Here is a 15,202-nt window from a genome sequence, read left to right on the forward strand (position 1 = left end):
AGCCATTGACCGCATGTTGCTTGTAGTCCTACAATGTCCAGCTAGGCCGGAATAGCTCAGTTGGTAGAGCGGCGCATTCGTAATGCGTAGGTCGCAGGTTCGACTCCTGTTTCCGGCACCAGTTGTAATGAAAAGCCCCGGCCTTGGTTGGGGCTTTTTGTTTGCGCCCGCCGGTGATCCTTGGATGGCCACCTCACTGAAGGCTGCAAGCCTTCATCAACGCCTCGTCATCCCTGCGTCCCGCGCCAGCCACCACGCCAGCTGCCGGAGATAACCACCTGCAGCTCCCGCCAATGCACCGATCAGCAGGCGTGCAAGCACTCTGGCCCCGCGCGCGGCCCGCTCCCGCACCCAAGGCAGTACCGCCACCACCTGTGCACCCAACAACAGCATCAGCACGTCCAGCCCCAGCGCATCCACCACCGGCAACAACGGCAGCAGATCCGGATTGCAGGCCAGCACGATCACCAGTGCAGCACCCAGCACGGCCATCAGGCGGCGCCCGGCGGGCACGGTGGTCCAGTGCAGCAGTCGGCTGATCAGGCGCATGGCATTCCTTGTGCCTTGTGTCATCTGCGGGAATCCTCATCAGGTCCGATCGGCCGCACCGGTTGCCGCAGCACGGTTTTTAATCGTGCCGCCTCGGTCCTGCGTGGGTCGCTGAGGTAGATCTCATGATGGGGCCCGGCAAAGGTGTATCCCAATGCGGGCATCACTTCGTCATGCAGCTGCGCCAGGATGGGGCCTTCGTCGTCGTAGGCGCCCACGTGCAAGGTCTGCAGGCTGGGGCCCTCGGCAAGGAGTTCATGGCGAAGGCTGGGCGGAGCCTCTCCCAGCTTCGCGCGCGCCTTGCTGATCGCCGCTTGCCACTGCGCAGGGCCGATGCCCTCGGGTGTGCGGATCATTACGGTCCAGGCCCACTCATCCTTGCGCCGTGCGACGAAGCTGGCCGGGTCCTCGGCACTCCAAAGCGCTTCCAGCGGTGGTACCACGTAGTCGCGCCCTTCGGCCTTCAGCGCGAACTTCAGTGCATAGCTCACCGAATACAGCCACTGCACGGCCTGCAGGTAGGAGGGGGCCGTGTTCGGGTCGCCGCGACCATCGACCATCACGTAGGGAAGGGGCGGTATATCCACGCGTACGAACCTGCCGGCGGGCGGTTGATAGAGCGCCCGGTCGCGCTTCTTGAAGTCGATCTTGTCCATGGGCTTCCTCCAGCGCCGAGCATCCCATGCCGGGCACCCGCCAGCACGCCTGAACAGGTTCAGATGACTTTGCCGAACGAGGGCGAAGCGCCGGCCACCGCCCGATGCTAGGATGCCGCCCCCGGCTGTTCTGCCCGCCGCGCCTGCGCGGTGCGACAACGTGTCGCAGCCAGAATCGGGCCTTTCCTGCGCTCGATCATTGTCAATGTCTTTCTTAAATGGTGGGTGACGGCCTAAAATTGAAAGGCTGACTCGACCCCACCTCCCTGCCTGTCTTCCGGACCGGTGGGACCGGCTTTGGCCGGAACAGGCAGGGACGGGGAACGGCATTCCCTCGCAATTGGATCGACCGATGATTCCGTTGAAAACCCTTGGGCGCTGGTTGCGCCCGGGCCTGCTGCTGTCGTTGCTGGTGATGCTCACCGGCTGCGATGCGGTGGCCATCCTCAGTCCGAAGGGCCAGATCGGCCAGGATGAGAAGACCCTGCTGATCACGGCCACCGTGCTCATGCTGCTGGTCGTCATCCCGGTCATCATCATGACCCTGACGTTCGCGTGGAAGTATCGCGCCTCCAACACCAAGGCCCGCTACGAGCCGAAGTGGTCCCACTCGACGGCGATCGAGGTGGTGGTGTGGTCGATCCCGTGCATGATCGTGCTGGTGCTGGCGGTCCTGACCTGGCGCTCGTCGCACGCACTGGACCCGTACCGTCCGCTGGATTCGGACGTCAAGCCGGTCACCATCGAGGCGATCTCGCTGGACTGGAAGTGGCTGTTCATCTATCCGGAAGAGAAGGTGGCGGTCGTCAACGAAATCAAGTTCCCGGTCAACACGCCGCTGAACTTCAAGATCACGTCCGATTCGGTGATGAATGCATTCTTCATCCCGCACCTGGGCAGCATGATCTACTCGATGGCTGCGATGGAGACCAAGCTCCACCTGATCGCCAACGAGACCGGTGAATTCCCGGGCATGTCCTCGCACTACAGCGGCGCGGGCTTCGCCAAGATGCACTTCACCGCCTACTCGGTCACCGATGCCGAATACCGCCAGTGGCTGGACCAGGTCCGCGCCGGCGAGCAGACCCTGGACAAGGCCTCGTTCAAGGCCCTGGGTGAAGCACGCAACGCCGAGTGGTATCCGGTCACTTACTTCGGCAAGACCGAAGAAGGCCTGTTCGACTGGGTCATCGCCAAGCACATGGGCGACAACAAGCATTACGGCATGAAGCACTCGCATGCCGGTGCCGCCGCTGCCGATGCCGCCACCCATGAAGCGCACGAGGGCCATGCCCCGAGTGACGCGCATGATTCCAAGGAATCGGGTGAAAACCTGGATGCCACCGAACACGAACACGCAGGCCATGCCGGCCACGCGGGTTCGGGAGAATGAACATGTTGGGAAAACTCTCTCTTGAGTCGATCCCCCACGATCCGATCGTGCTGACCACCCTGGTCGGCGCGGTTCTTGGTGGCCTGGGCGTCGTCGCCCTGATCACCAAGTTCAAGCTGTGGGGCTATCTGTGGAAGGAGTGGTTCACTTCGGTGGATCACAAGAAGATCGGCGTGATGTACCTCATCGTCGCCTTCGTCATGCTGCTGCGCGGTTTCTCCGACGCCATCATGATGCGTACCCAGCAGGCCATCGCCGTCGGTGGTTCCGAGGGTTACCTGCCGCCGCACCACTACGACCAGATCTTCACCGCCCACGGCGTGATCATGATCTTCTTCGTGGCGATGCCGCTGATCACCGGCCTGATGAACCTGGCCGTGCCGCTGCAGATCGGTGCGCGTGACGTTGCGTTCCCGTTCGTCAACTCGCTCAGCTTCTGGCTGTTCGTGGCGGGCGCGGTGCTGATCATGCTGTCGCTGTGGATCGGTGAGTTCGCTGCCACCGGCTGGCTGGCGTTCCCGCCGTTGTCGGGCATCGAATACAGTCCAAGCGTCGGCATGGACTATTACATCTGGGGCCTACAGGTGGCGGGTTTGGGTACCACGCTCAGTGGTATCAACTTCTTCATCACCATCCTCAAGATGCGCACCCCGAGCATGAAGCTGATGCAGATGCCGGTGTTCACCTGGACCGCCCTGGTGACCAACGTGCTGATCGTCGCGGCCTTCCCGGTGCTGACCATCACCCTGGTGCTGCTGACCCTGGACCGTTACCTGGGTACGCACTTCTTCACCAATGACGGTGGCGGCAACGCCATGCTGTACATCAACCTGATCTGGATCTGGGGTCACCCGGAGGTGTACATCCTGGTCCTGCCGGCGTTCGGTGTGTTCTCCGAAGTCATCGCGACCTTCTCGCGCAAGGCGCTGTTCGGCTACAAGGGCATGGTCTACGCCACCGCCTGCATCGGCGTGCTGTCGTTCATCGTGTGGCTGCACCACTTCTTCACCATGGGTTCGGGTGCCAACGTCAATGCCTTCTTCGGCATCACGACGATGATCATCTCGATCCCGACCGGCGTGAAGATCTTCAACTGGCTGTTCACCATGTTCCGTGGCCGCGTGCACTTCACCACCCCGGTGCTGTGGACCATCGGCTTCATGGTCACCTTCGTCATCGGCGGCATGACCGGCGTGATGCTGGCGATCCCGGCCATCGACTTCGTGCTGCACAACAGCCTGTTCCTGATCGCCCACTTCCATAACGTCATCATCGGCGGCGTGGTGTTCGGCATGTTCGCCGGCATCACCTACTGGTGGCCGAAGATGTTTGGCTTCCGCCTCAACGAGTTCTGGGGCAAGTGCGCGTTCTGGTGCTGGTTCATCGGCTTCTACGTGACCTTCATGCCGATGTACGTGCTGGGCTTCATGGGCATGACCCGCCGCCTGCAGAGCACCGTCAACCCGGCCTACGAGCCGCTGCTGCTGGTTGCTGCCTGCGGCGCGTTCATCGTCGGCGCCGGCATCCTGTGCCAGATCATCCAGGTGGCCGTGTCGATCCGCGACCGCAAGAAGACCGTCGACCTGACCGGCGACCCGTGGGATGCCCGTACGCTGGAGTGGGAAACCTCCTCGCCGCCGGCCTTCTACAACTTCGCGACCCTGCCGGACGTCACCGAGCTGGACGATTTCTGGGAACGCAAGCAGCGTGGTGAAGCCTGGCCGAAGCCGGCCAAGTACACCGACATCCACATGCCGCGCAACACCGGCACGGGCGTTGTCATCGGTGCCTTCAGCCTGGTGTTCGGCTTCGCGATGATCTGGCACATCTGGTGGCTGGCCATCGTCGGCTTCGTCGGCATGATCGCCACGTTCATCTACCGCACCTTCGACCAGGACGTGGACTACTGGGTCCCGGCCGCCGAGGTGGAACGCATCGAGAACGCACACCGCAAGCACCTGGAAGCCCAGGGCCTGGTGAAGTCGGAGCTGAAGGCATGAGCACCAATACCTCGACCCTGAGCCACGGGCACGCCGCGCATGCGGCGGCCCATGGCCATGACGACCACGAGCACCACGATACCGGCGGCAACACCGTCTTCGGTTTCTGGGTGTACCTGATGAGCGACTGCCTCATCTTCGCCTCGCTGTTCGCCACCTACGTGGTGCTGGCAGGCGGTACCGATGGCGGTCCCACCGCGAAGGACCTGTTCGAGCTGCCGTTCGTGGCGTGGGAAACCGCGCTGCTGCTGACCTCGTCGCTGACCTTCGGCCTGGGCATGATTGCCATGCACCGCAAGCAGATGGGCCAGATGTACCTGTGGCTGGGCATCACCTGGCTGCTGGGCTTCGGCTTCATGTGCATGGAAGTGTGGGAGTTCCAGCACCTGATCCATCAGGGCTACGGTCCGGACCGCAGTGCCTTCCTGTCGGCGTTCTTCGCCCTGGTCGGTACCCACGGCCTGCACGTCAGCGCCGGCCTGCTGTGGCTCCTGGTGATGTTCGTGCAGCTGAAGAAGTACGGCCTGACCCCGACCAACAAGACCCGCATGGCGTGCCTGAGCCTGTTCTGGCACTTCCTGGACCTGATCTGGATCGGCGTGTTCTCCGTCGTCTACCTCAATGGAGCGCTGTAATGGCACATGACAACCATGCACACGACCACGGCACCGGCGGCGAAAGCCACGGCAGCGTGAAGTCGTACCTGATCGGCTTCGTGCTGGCGGTGGTGCTGACCGTCATCCCGTTCTGGATGGTGATGTCGGGCGATTTCTCGCGCACCGTCAACGGTGTGGTGATCGCGGTCACCGCGGTACTGCAGATGCTGGTCCACCTGGTGTTCTTCCTGCACCTGGACCGCTCTTCGGAAAGCCGCTGGAACGTCAACGCTGCGGCCTTCACCGTCGTGGTGATCGGCATCATCGTGATCGGCACCCTGTGGGTCATGCACAACATGAACGTGCACATGATGCACTGACGTCCTCGCGACGTTGCCACGCAGGAAGGCCGCCCTCGGGCGGCCTTCCTGTTTCCCGTTGTCCGGTAGTGCCGGCCGCTGGCCGGCAATCGCGGGAAGCCGGCCAGCGGCCGGCTCTACCCGTGGTTCCACCTCGTGCGTGGATGAGCCGCGCGCCTCACCCTACGCGGCGCAGGAACTCTTCGGCCTCCATCGGCCGGCCCAGATGGTAGCCCTGCAGCTGGTCGCAGCCGAGCTCGCTCAGGTACTCGCGCTGCGCCTGGGTCTCCACGCCTTCGGCCACCACCTGCAGCTGCAGGGTGCGGCCCAGCGCGATGATCGACGAGACGATGGCGGCGTCCTCGTCATTGCGCTCCAGGTCGTGCACGAACGCACGGTCGATCTTCAGTTCGGTGGCCGGCATCCGCTTGAGGTACAGCAGGCTGGAATAGCCGGTACCGAAATCATCGATGGCGATGTGCACGCCCATGGCGGTCAGGTCGCTGAGGATCGCCAAGCTGGCATCGACGTCCTTCATCGCCGTGGTCTCGGTGATCTCCAGGGTCAGCCGTGCCGGTTCGATCCGGTGCCGCTCCAGCACCTCGCGCACGCTGTGCAGCAGTGCCGGCGAGGCGAACTGCAGCGGCGACAGGTTCACCGCCATTGTCCATTCCGCATGCCCGGCATCGTGCCATGCCCGCAGCTGCGCGCAGGCCTGGTCCAGTACCCAGTCACCGATCGGCAGGATCAGGCCGCTGCGTTCGGCGATCGGAATGAACACATCCGGCGCCAGCAGCCCCAGCTCCGGGTGCTGCCAGCGCAGCAGCGCCTCGGCGCCGGTGGCCGGTGCGCCCGCGGCTGGAAATTTGGGCTGGTAATGCAGGATCAGTTCGTTGCGGGCGATGGCCTTGCGCAGGTCCTGCAGCAGGCGCAGCTGGCGATTGGCACTGAGCTGCATCGAGGGAGTGAAGAAGGTATAGCCGTTCCGCCCGGTTTCCTTGGTGTGGTACATCGCCGCATCGGCGTGCGCCATCAGTTCGCGCTCATTGCTGGCGTCGTCCGGGTACAGGGCGATGCCCAGGCTGGCGCTGACCTGCAGTTCGGCCGCATCCAGCGTGAACGGCTCACCGGCGGCGGCAATGATGCGCTCGGCCACCACCACCGCATCGTCGGGAATATCGATGGCCAGCACGATCACGAACTCGTCGCCGCCGAGGCGGGCGAACGTGTCCTGCGGCCGCAGCAGGCCGCCGATGCGCTGCGCCACCGCCACCAGCAGGCGGTCGCCAAGCTGGTGGCCATAGGCATCATTGACCGCCTTGAAGCCATCCAGGTCGCAGAACATCACCGCCACCGCATGATTGCGGCGCCGCGCCTTCTCGATGGCCTGCTCGATGCGGTCCTGCAGCAGCATGCGGTTGGGCAGCTGGGTCAACGGGTCGTGCAGTGCTGCCTGGATCAGCTTGTCGTTGGCGTGCGCCAGCGAATCGGCCAGCAGCCCGGTGCGCACGCGCATCTGCCGGTCGAACAGCGAGGCCACCAGGGCGATGCCCAGCGTGGCCACGGTGGTGACGATCACCAGCACCGCCAGCCAGCGCGTGTCGATGCCGCCACTGCCGACGGCGCCACAGATGCTGCCTTCGGGGAAGCGCGCCGCGGCCATGCCGGTGTAATGCATGCCGACGATGGCCAGGCCCATCACCAGCGATGCGAGCGCGCGCAGGAGGAGGGTGTGGCGGTGCTCGGCGCGCAGGCGGAAGGCGATCCACAGGGCGGCGCCAGCGGCGCCGATGGCCACCGCGATGGAGGCGGCAAACCAGCCCGGGTGGTAGTCGATGCCCGGCTGCATGCGCATCGCGGCCATGCCCAGGTAGTGCATGGTGGCAATGCCCAGGCCCATCAGCACGGCCCCGGCCAGCAGCCGGCGCCATGGCAGGCTGGGGCGCGATACCAGCCACAGCGCATAGGCGGACGCACCGATCGAGACCGCCAGCGAGTACAGGGTGATGCCGAGGTCATAGCCCACCGGGATCGGCAGGTCGAAGGCGAGCATGCCGATGAAGTGCATCGACCAGATGCCCAGGCCCATGGCCGCCGCGCCGCCGGCCAGCCACCAGCGCGCCACGCGGCCCTCGGCGGTGGCCAGGCGGCCGGCCATGTCCAGCGCCGTGTACGAAGCAAGAATGGCCACCAGCAGGGAGATGGTGACCAGGCTCTGACTGTAACTGCCAGTCATGTTGAATCCAGTGGGGGAGGAAGGGAGCGCCCGCAAGGCGCACGCCCGCGACCCCTATCGGCGCGGGTGGGCAGGACTTGAGCGGTCGCAGCAGCTGCGACCCGGCTCGGCTATCCTGCCACGCCTGTTCCCGTTGCTGGAAATCATCCGATGGCCAAAGCCCGCACCGCCTACGTCTGCAATGAATGCGGCGCCGAATTCAGCAAATGGCAGGGCCAGTGCACCGAGTGCAACGCCTGGAACTCGCTGTCGGAAATCGTGCTGGAGAGCGCGGCGGCGGCCAAGGCACCGGCTTCGCGGCGGGCGGGCTGGGCCGGCAAGATCGATCCGCCGAAGATCACCGCGCTGAAAGACGTGGAGCAGACCGAGCACCGGCGGGTCACGACCGGCATCGGCGAGTTCGACCGCGTGCTGGGTGGTGGCCTGGTCGAAGGCGCGGTGGTGCTGGTGGGCGGCGACCCGGGCATCGGCAAGTCGACGCTGCTGCTGCAGGCGGTGGCGAAGATGGCGGCCGAACTGCCGGTGCTCTACGTCACCGGCGAGGAGTCGCTGGCGCAGGTCGCCGGCCGCGCGCACCGCCTGGAACTGCCGCTGGATGGGGTCAATGCACTGGCCGAGACCGGCGTCGAGTCGATCCTGCAGCATGCCTCCAGGGCGGGCCCGCGGCTGATCGTGGCCGATTCGGTGCAGACCCTGTGGACGGAGAGCCTGACCGCCGCGCCGGGTTCGGTCAGCCAGGTGCGCGAGAGCGCGGCGCGGCTGGTGCGTTTCGCCAAGGAGACCGGCACCGCCGTGTTCCTTGTCGGCCATGTGACCAAGGAGGGCGGCATCGCCGGCCCGCGCGTGCTGGAACACATGGTGGACGCGGTGCTGTACTTCGAGGGCGAGAGCGGCAGCCGCTTCCGCCTGTTGCGCGCGTTCAAGAACCGCTTCGGTGCGGTCAACGAGCTGGGCGTGTTCGCGATGGGCGACAAGGGCCTGAAGGAAGTCTCCAACCCCTCGGCGATCTTCCTCTCCGGCGGCAGCACCCATCAGCCGGGCAGCTGCGTGATGGTCACCCGCGAGGGCACGCGGCCGCTGCTGGTGGAGGTGCAGGCGCTGGTCGATGCATCACCGCTGTCGAACCCGCGCCGTGTCGCGGTCGGCCTGGAGCAGAACCGCCTGGCGATGCTGCTGGCGGTGCTGCATCGCCATGGCGGCGTACTGGTCGGCGACCAGGACGTGTTCGTCAATGTGGTCGGTGGCATCCGCGTGCAGGAGACCGCCGCCGATCTGCCGGTGCTGCTGGCGGTGCTGTCGTCGCTGCAGGACCGGCCGCTGGCGGAGAAGACCATCGCCTTCGGCGAGGTGGGGCTGTCCGGCGAGATCCGCCCGGTGCCCAATGGCGAAGACCGCCTGCGCGAGGCCGCCACCCATGGCTTCAAGCGCGCCATCGTGCCCAAGGCCAATGCGCCCAAGAGCGGTTCGGTGAAAGGCATGGAGGTGATCGCGGTGGAACGCCTGTCCGAGGCCATCGACGCGGCGTGATGCCGTCTCTACAAACGTCAATCACGGCAACGGTCAGCTTCCTTGTGCTAGTTTTTCCCGCTCGACGAAGACGCCCTCTGGCGTCTTTCCGTGCCCAGGAGTAAACGATTACATGCAGGACACCGCACTCACCGCCCCCAACGCCGAGATCCGTCGTGCCGGGGTCGATCTCAATGGACTGATGACGGTGCTGGGCAAGCACCTGTATTCCACCCCGGTGGTGGCGCTGCGTGAGCTGGTGCAGAACGCGCATGACTCGATCATCCGCCGCCGCATCGAGCAGCCCGGCGTTGACGTGCCTTCGCGCATTTCGGTGCAGGTTGATGCCGGTGCCGGCGTGCTGCGCATCACCGATACCGGTGCCGGCCTGACCCGCCAGGAGATCCACGATTACCTGGCCACCGTCGGCGTCGGCTATACCCGTGGCCTGCGCCAGGGCGGCGAGGACGATGAGGGCCTGATCGGCATGTTCGGCCTCGGCTTCCTGTCGGCCTTCGTGCTGGCGCGCCGGGTCAGCGTGCGCACCACCTCGTACCAGACCCCGGACCTGGGCCATCTGTACGTATCCAGCAACGCCGAGCAGTACACCGTCAGCGAAGTGCCGGCACGTGCGGTCGGCACCGAGGTGGAGCTGGAGCTGCATCCTGATTTCCTGCCGCTGGCCAACGAGGCGCGCCTGCACGAGGTGCTGGGCCGCTACTGCGCGCTGCTGTCCGAGCCGATCTTCATTGGTGCTGCGACCGAGGCGATCAATCCCGAGCCGCCACCGTGGCGCGGCCAGGGGGATGTCGCCGTGCATCCGGTGCAGGCCCGCCGCCAGGCGCTGCAGTTCGCGGCGCGGTTCGAGCATGATTTCGAGCCGATCGTCACCGTGCCGTTGCGTGCCGATGGCAACAGCGATGCCACCGGCCTGTTGTGGGTCCAGGACGGCGCCACCTATGGCACCAGCGACAACCGCAACCTGTCGGTGTTCGTGCGCGGCATGCTGCTGGATGACGACGCGCGCGACCTGCTGCCGCCGTGGGCCGGTTTCATCGGCGGGGTGATCGAATCCTCGCGGCTGACGCCCACCGCCAGCCGCGAAGACCTGCAGCGCGATGACCAGTACCGCGCGGTGCAGCATGCACTGCTGGAGGCGCTGATCGACGGCCTGGCCGACGTTGCGAAGCAGCAACCGGAAGCCTGGCGGCGCGTGCTGACCCGCCACAACGAGGCCCTGCTGGGTGCGTCGCTGTGCGATGAGCGCCTGTTCGACCTGTTGCTGGAGCACGTGCGCGTGCCGACTTCGCAGGGCGACCTGCCGGCCAGTGCGCTGCCGGCGCGTGGTGCCGTGCATGTCATCCTCGACAACGGCGGTGGCTTTGAAGAGATGCTGTTCCGCGCGATGGGCGTACCGGTCGCGCATGGCCATCGCTATGCGGTGGTGCCGTTCCTGCGGCGCTGGGCGCAGGCCAAGGGCCTGCGCCTGGTCGAGCTGGGTACCGAACAGGGCAACCGCGCACTGTTCCGCAGTGATGACAGCCTCGACGAGGCGCAGCTGGCGTGGCTGCGCGAACAACTGGGCGACGGCGAGCAGCTGCTGCCCGCGCGTTTCAGCCCGGAGGCGCTGCCGGTGGTGGTGGTGCCCGACCGCGAGGCCGAGCTGAAGCAGCGGCTGGAAGACGACGAGAACGACAAGCGCGTCTCGATGGCCGCGCTGCGCCTGGCGCGCCAGTTCACCGCGCGCATCGAATCGCGCGCACCGTCGCGGCTGTATCTCAATCTCGACAACCCGGCGGTGCAGGCACTGCTGCGCGCCCAGCGCGAGGGCCACCCACAGGCCGAGGCTGCGGCGCGCCTGCTGCGCTCGCTGAAAATCATCGTCGCCGCGCAGGGCCGCCCGCTGGCACGCACGAACGCTACGCCCGGCCCGGATCTCAACGGCGCCTTCACCGACATCGCCGGCGCCCTGCAGCAGATGCTGCGCTGAGCACCGCACCTTCTCATCCAGCCTTCGCTAGACAGGAGCAATTACCCCCATGGACATCTGGAACTGGGTCGAAAAGCTGCAGGGTGACCTGCGCCAGGCCGGCCAGGCGCAGAACGCGCACCTGCTGAACCGTCTCGCCGACGAGGTCAGTGAACTGCAGATCGACCGCGTCGATGCGCTGCTGCCCGAAGCGCGCGCATTGGGCAAGGCGCTGGACAACCCCTGGGTTGACGTCTACGTCGGCCACTGGGCGCTGCGCAACCGCGTCGGCAACCGCGTGGAAGGCGAGAGCGCGCTCGGCGAAGCTGTAGCGCTGTTCGAGCGCGCACACCGCGAGGACACGCTGGAATGCCCGCAGTCGATCTGCGTGACCCAGGACCTGGCGGCCTGCTACGGCAACATCGATGGCCCGGGCTGGGTGCCCGAGCGCATCGAGGTATGCGACGAAACCCTTGGCCGCATCGATCCGAGCTGGGCCTGTTTCCAGTGCCTGAGCTGCGAGAAGGCTGATGCGCTGCTCGATGATGGCCGTGGCCAGGAGGCGCTGGATTACCTGCAGGTGCAGGCCGATGCCGTGGAAGCCTGTGGCAAGGAAGTGTTCGACAGCTTCCCCGAGATGCAGATCAAGATCCTGCTCGCTGTCGGCCGCGCCGACGAGGCACTGGCGCTGATCGAGAAGCGCGAGGCCGAGGTGGCAGCCTCCGGGGAGTACGAACCGGCCAACTGCACGGTGCCGCGTCGCTTGTCCAAGGCCTGGGCGCTGGCCCAGCTGGGCCGCGACGAAGAGGCGCTGCAGCAGCTGGTGCCGTGGAGCGAGCTGACCCCGAACTACTGGCGGCTGTGGGCAAACACCGCCGCAGCACTGTGCCAGCGTGATCCCGCGCGAAACACGTGGGATCTGGGCACGCGCTTCAACACCATCATCGAGCACTTCGCACGGGTCGGTTCGCACCGCCTGCTGATCGAAGTCGCGGCGCTGAGCCTGGAGCTCGCCCTGCAGCGCGGTGCGCGCTGGGTGGCGCTGCGCCAGCTGGAGCTGGCGCGTACCCATCTGGCGCAACTGCGCCAGGACCGTGGTGCCGCGGCCCTGGTGGCCGGCCTGGCCGCGCGCATCGAGGCATTGCCGGACGTCGCGCCACTGCCGGTGCCGGCGGGCGAGCTGCTGGCATGGCTGGACGCGCAGGGCGAGCAGAACCAGTCGCGCGATCCCGAGCGCGAAGCGCAGTGGTTGCTGCAGGCGCATGCCGGGCTGCCCGACGACGAGGCGCTGGCCGACATGGCCGCCTCGGCACTGAATGCCTGCGGCGCGCAGGCCGAGGCGCGGTCGCTGCTGTGGCGGTTCGTACGCGGCCATGCGCAGCACGATGGCCCCGCGGCCTACACGCTGATGCGCTGGCTGGCCGAACAGGGCGACGACGACGGACTGCGCCAGCTGGCCGATCTCTATCGCGGCAGCGTGCCGGTGTTCGCGCACTGGTGCGAGGTGCAGCGTGCACGCCGCGTGTCCGACTGGCCTGCGCTGGAGCAGGCGGCCCGATCGCTTCTGGAGCTGTCTCCGGGTTCGCACGGCGCGCGCGGCACGCTGGCGCGCATGTACATGGAAACCGGCCGTTTCAGCGAGGCCCAGGCCTGTTATGCACAGCTGGTGGAGCTGCTGGAGGAGCCCAACGCCGCGCATTGGGACCACATGAGTGCAGCCAGCGCGGCGCGCGACTGGGACGCCGTGCGCCGCTCGGCGGCGGCGCTTGGCATGGAATTGTCCAGCCAGGACGGCGTGGTCGAAGAGCCGTGGGGCTGGGTGATCATCCGCAGCGAAGAAAACGGCGAGCCGATGGAGTACTACGCCCGTCGCAGCGGTCCGGTGACTGCGCGCATCGTCGAGAACGCGCCGTCCAACCGCGCCCAGCAGGTGGGCGACTGGGTGGTGTTCGATGCCGCGCTGGTGCATCCGGCACCCGAAGAGGAGGAAGCACGCGAGCATTTCATCCCGACCTATGCGCAGGTGCATGTGCTGGAGCGCGGCGGCTTCGCCCGCAGCTGGATGATCGATGGCGCGCACCCGGGCGAAGAGGCCTGGAATGCCTTCGTCGAGGCGGCCGAAGCACAGGGTTGGAAAGTGTGGTCGCACAGCCGCCCGGACTACACCGTCACCGACCCCGATGTGGAAGAGGGTACGCTGCCCGGCCTGCTGTTCACCGTCGCCCAGCCGCAGGACCATGCGCCGCTGGCGCTGCACCGCTTCCTGCAGCAGCACACCGCGACGTGGCCGCATCCGCATTGCTGGCTGCGCCTGGCTGAAGCCTGTGACCAGGATCGCCAGCCGCATCTGGACGTGATCGAGCGTTACGGGTTGTAGGCCGGATATCGGGTAGTGCCGGCCGCTGGCCGGCAGCACCGGGATATCCTGTATTGCCGGCCAGCGGCCGGCACCACCTCAGGGAAAAATACGTGCGAAAGACAGGGATGTTGGTGATCGCCGGGGTGCTGCTGGCCCCCACCGTGCAGGCCGCACCGGCCTGTGCAGAACCCATGGCCATTGCCCGCGCCTTCTACGAGGCAACGACGGGCGATGGCGATCTGCTGGAGCCACCACCGGCGCTGGTCAGCCCTGCCTTCGGCAAGGCACTGCGTGGCGAGCGCGCGTGCCAGCAGCGCGAAGAGGGCATCTGCACAATCGATTCGGATCCGTGGCTGGATGCGCAGGACGGTGACATCGAAACCCCGGTGCGCTACAGCTGGAAGGAGGCTTCGGCCTCCGCCGGCCAGGTCGAGATGCGCTATTCGGTGTGGAAGAAGGCCTACCTGACCCGCCTGCCGATGGTGCGCCAGGGGCAGGGGTGCTGGCAGGTCGATGACATCCTCACCAACAGCGGTCGCTCGGTGCGGACGATCCTGGCGCAGCCGATTCCCTGATCGGCGGCAGTGTCCGCGCATGGTGCGGTTCAGTTGCCGGCCAGCGGCCGGCACTACCGGGCCGTTACGGTGGGTGCCGACCGTTGGTCGGCACGCCTTTATCGCGAATGCCCGAACACCAGTTCGATCACGAACTGGCTGCCGAAGAAGGCCAGCAGCAGCAACAGCATCGCCGCCAGCGTCCAGTGCACCGCCTTCATGCCGCGCCAGCCGTAGCGCCGGCGGCCGATCAGCAGCACGCCGAACACGATCCACGACAGCACGCTCAGCACGGTCTTGTGCACCAGCTTCTGTGCCAGCAGGTCATCGACGAACAGCACGCCGGTGACCAGGGTCAGCGTCAGCAGCGCGAAGCCGACGATGATCACCCGGAACAGCAGTGATTCCAGGTCGGCCAGCGGCGGCAGCGCCCGCAGCCACGGCCGGAACTCGCGGCGACGCAGTGCGCGTTCCTGCAGCCACAGCATGATTGCCAGCAGCGCGGCGATGCTCAGCGTGGCGTAGGCCAGCAGCGCCAACCAGGCGTGGCTGGCCAGGCGCCAGCCCAGTACTTTGCTCGGTTCGTGGCCGTAGCCGTGGTAGGCCAGCAGCAGCACGGCAGCCAGCGGGAATACCACCACGCCCAGCGCCGACATCCGCCCGCGCGCGCCGACCAGCGAAGTCAGCCAGGCCATGCCCAGGCCGACCAGCGACAGTGCGGCGAAGAAGTGCATGTCCGGCCCGCCGTCGGTGCGCATCGCCACCATCACGTGGTAGCCGCCGTGCAGCAGCATGGCGGGCAGGGCCGGCCACAGCCAGATGGGTGAGCCGGTCGTCTCATCGCGGCCAAGCGCGCGCACCAGCAGGGCACTGGCAGCCAGGTAGAGCAGGACGGCGATGAGAACGATTGTCATCGTTGCAGTTTCGCATACCCCTGCGGTGGTGGCGACGGCCCCGTGGTCGCAGTCCGGGGAGACAGCCGGACCCGCTATACTGTCGGCCTTATTGTCCCCCGCTTTCAGACA

At 66.4% G+C, this 15,202-nt stretch carries 12 protein-coding genes and 1 tRNA gene; 9 read left to right on the plus strand and 4 right to left on the minus strand.

Annotated features, from left to right (window positions below):
- Positions 1-45 precede the first annotated feature (45 nt).
- A tRNA-Thr gene (locus ACMGRF_RS03985) sits at positions 46-121 on the plus strand.
- Positions 122-216: 95 nt separating this feature from the next.
- On the opposite strand, the gene ACMGRF_RS03990 is transcribed toward ACMGRF_RS03985, so the two are convergent.
- Both ACMGRF_RS03990 and ACMGRF_RS03995 read right to left on the minus strand, forming a co-directional pair.
- Entirely contained in the window at positions 217-549 is a 333-nt protein-coding gene (locus ACMGRF_RS03990) for a hypothetical protein (protein WP_049439180.1), read from the minus strand.
- Positions 550-569: 20 nt separating this feature from the next.
- On the minus strand, positions 570-1,205 hold the full coding sequence (locus ACMGRF_RS03995; protein WP_049439181.1) for a GyrI-like domain-containing protein: 636 nt from the start codon (positions 1,203-1,205) through the stop codon (positions 570-572).
- A 352-nt stretch (positions 1,206-1,557) separates the two neighbouring features.
- Between ACMGRF_RS03995 and cyoA the strand changes: the two genes are divergently transcribed.
- The 4 genes from cyoA to cyoD are packed head-to-tail and all read left to right on the plus strand — an operon-like array spanning position 1,558 to position 5,574.
- A complete protein-coding gene (cyoA, locus tag ACMGRF_RS04000) occupies positions 1,558-2,598 on the plus strand; it encodes a ubiquinol oxidase subunit II (RefSeq protein ID WP_005415723.1) in 1,041 nt (346 codons plus the stop codon).
- A 2-nt stretch (positions 2,599-2,600) separates the two neighbouring features.
- Positions 2,601-4,598, plus strand: coding sequence for a cytochrome o ubiquinol oxidase subunit I (cyoB, locus tag ACMGRF_RS04005; RefSeq protein WP_099487037.1), 1,998 nt, complete (start codon positions 2,601-2,603; stop codon positions 4,596-4,598).
- The gene (gene cyoC / locus ACMGRF_RS04010) at positions 4,595-5,233 is read left to right on the plus strand and encodes a cytochrome o ubiquinol oxidase subunit III (protein WP_005408583.1); all 639 of its coding nucleotides are present in this window, start codon (positions 4,595-4,597) and stop codon (positions 5,231-5,233) included. Before cyoB ends, cyoC begins: the two co-directional genes overlap by 4 nt.
- On the plus strand, positions 5,233-5,574 hold the full coding sequence (cyoD, locus tag ACMGRF_RS04015) for a cytochrome o ubiquinol oxidase subunit IV (protein WP_005415725.1): 342 nt from the start codon (positions 5,233-5,235) through the stop codon (positions 5,572-5,574). The genes cyoC and cyoD overlap by 1 nt, the downstream gene beginning before the upstream one ends.
- 157 nt (positions 5,575-5,731) lie before the next feature.
- Here the strand turns inward: cyoD and ACMGRF_RS04020 are convergent, their stop codons facing one another.
- Entirely contained in the window at positions 5,732-7,789 is a 2,058-nt protein-coding gene (locus ACMGRF_RS04020; RefSeq protein ID WP_414485654.1) for a putative bifunctional diguanylate cyclase/phosphodiesterase, read from the minus strand.
- A 150-nt stretch (positions 7,790-7,939) separates the two neighbouring features.
- Here ACMGRF_RS04020 and radA point away from each other — a divergent pair, with 150 nt between their 5' ends.
- The 4 genes from radA (at position 7,940) to ACMGRF_RS04040 (ending at position 14,198) form a co-directional block, all read left to right on the plus strand.
- A complete protein-coding gene (radA, locus tag ACMGRF_RS04025; RefSeq protein ID WP_049417334.1) occupies positions 7,940-9,316 on the plus strand; it encodes a DNA repair protein RadA in 1,377 nt (458 codons plus the stop codon).
- Between the two features lie 112 nt (positions 9,317-9,428).
- Positions 9,429-11,285: an ATP-binding protein gene (locus ACMGRF_RS04030; protein ID WP_099487033.1), complete on the plus strand. Its 1,857-nt coding sequence runs from the start codon at positions 9,429-9,431 to the stop codon at positions 11,283-11,285.
- Positions 11,286-11,334: 49 nt separating this feature from the next.
- Positions 11,335-13,641 (plus strand): tetratricopeptide repeat protein, encoded by a 2,307-nt coding sequence (locus tag ACMGRF_RS04035; RefSeq protein WP_049417337.1) that lies wholly within the window; start codon positions 11,335-11,337, stop codon positions 13,639-13,641.
- A 92-nt stretch (positions 13,642-13,733) separates the two neighbouring features.
- Positions 13,734-14,198 carry a hypothetical protein gene (locus ACMGRF_RS04040; RefSeq protein ID WP_049417338.1) on the plus strand — a complete coding sequence of 155 codons (465 nt, stop codon included), beginning with the start codon at positions 13,734-13,736 and terminating at the stop codon, positions 14,196-14,198.
- 98 nt (positions 14,199-14,296) lie between these two features.
- On the opposite strand, the gene ACMGRF_RS04045 is transcribed toward ACMGRF_RS04040, so the two are convergent.
- Complete coding sequence (locus ACMGRF_RS04045; RefSeq protein WP_414485655.1) at positions 14,297-15,091, minus strand: inner membrane protein YpjD; 795 nt, start codon at positions 15,089-15,091, stop codon at positions 14,297-14,299.
- Between the last annotated feature and the right edge of the window lie 111 nt (positions 15,092-15,202).

This window comes from Stenotrophomonas sp. EMP41, assembly GCF_047495535.1.
In the GTDB taxonomy this organism is placed as follows: domain Bacteria; phylum Pseudomonadota; class Gammaproteobacteria; order Xanthomonadales; family Xanthomonadaceae; genus Stenotrophomonas; species Stenotrophomonas sepilia.

Excerpts from the sequence above, each read along its gene's own strand:
- ACMGRF_RS03990 (WP_049439180.1), bottom strand. The coding sequence starts at position 549 with ATGCGCCTGATCAGCCGACTGCTGCACTGGACCACCGTGCCCGCCGGG.
- ACMGRF_RS03995 (WP_049439181.1), bottom strand. The coding sequence starts at position 1,205 with ATGGACAAGATCGACTTCAAGAAGCGCGACCGGGCGCTCTATCAACCG.
- cyoA (WP_005415723.1), top strand. The coding sequence starts at position 1,558 with ATGATTCCGTTGAAAACCCTTGGGCGCTGGTTGCGCCCGGGCCTGCTG.
- cyoB (WP_099487037.1), top strand. The coding sequence starts at position 2,601 with ATGTTGGGAAAACTCTCTCTTGAGTCGATCCCCCACGATCCGATCGTG.
- cyoC (WP_005408583.1), top strand. The coding sequence starts at position 4,595 with ATGAGCACCAATACCTCGACCCTGAGCCACGGGCACGCCGCGCATGCG.
- cyoD (WP_005415725.1), top strand. The coding sequence starts at position 5,233 with ATGGCACATGACAACCATGCACACGACCACGGCACCGGCGGCGAAAGC.
- ACMGRF_RS04020 (WP_414485654.1), bottom strand. The coding sequence starts at position 7,789 with ATGACTGGCAGTTACAGTCAGAGCCTGGTCACCATCTCCCTGCTGGTG.
- radA (WP_049417334.1), top strand. The coding sequence starts at position 7,940 with ATGGCCAAAGCCCGCACCGCCTACGTCTGCAATGAATGCGGCGCCGAA.
- ACMGRF_RS04030 (WP_099487033.1), top strand. The coding sequence starts at position 9,429 with ATGCAGGACACCGCACTCACCGCCCCCAACGCCGAGATCCGTCGTGCC.
- ACMGRF_RS04035 (WP_049417337.1), top strand. The coding sequence starts at position 11,335 with ATGGACATCTGGAACTGGGTCGAAAAGCTGCAGGGTGACCTGCGCCAG.
- ACMGRF_RS04045 (WP_414485655.1), bottom strand. The coding sequence starts at position 15,091 with ATGACAATCGTTCTCATCGCCGTCCTGCTCTACCTGGCTGCCAGTGCC.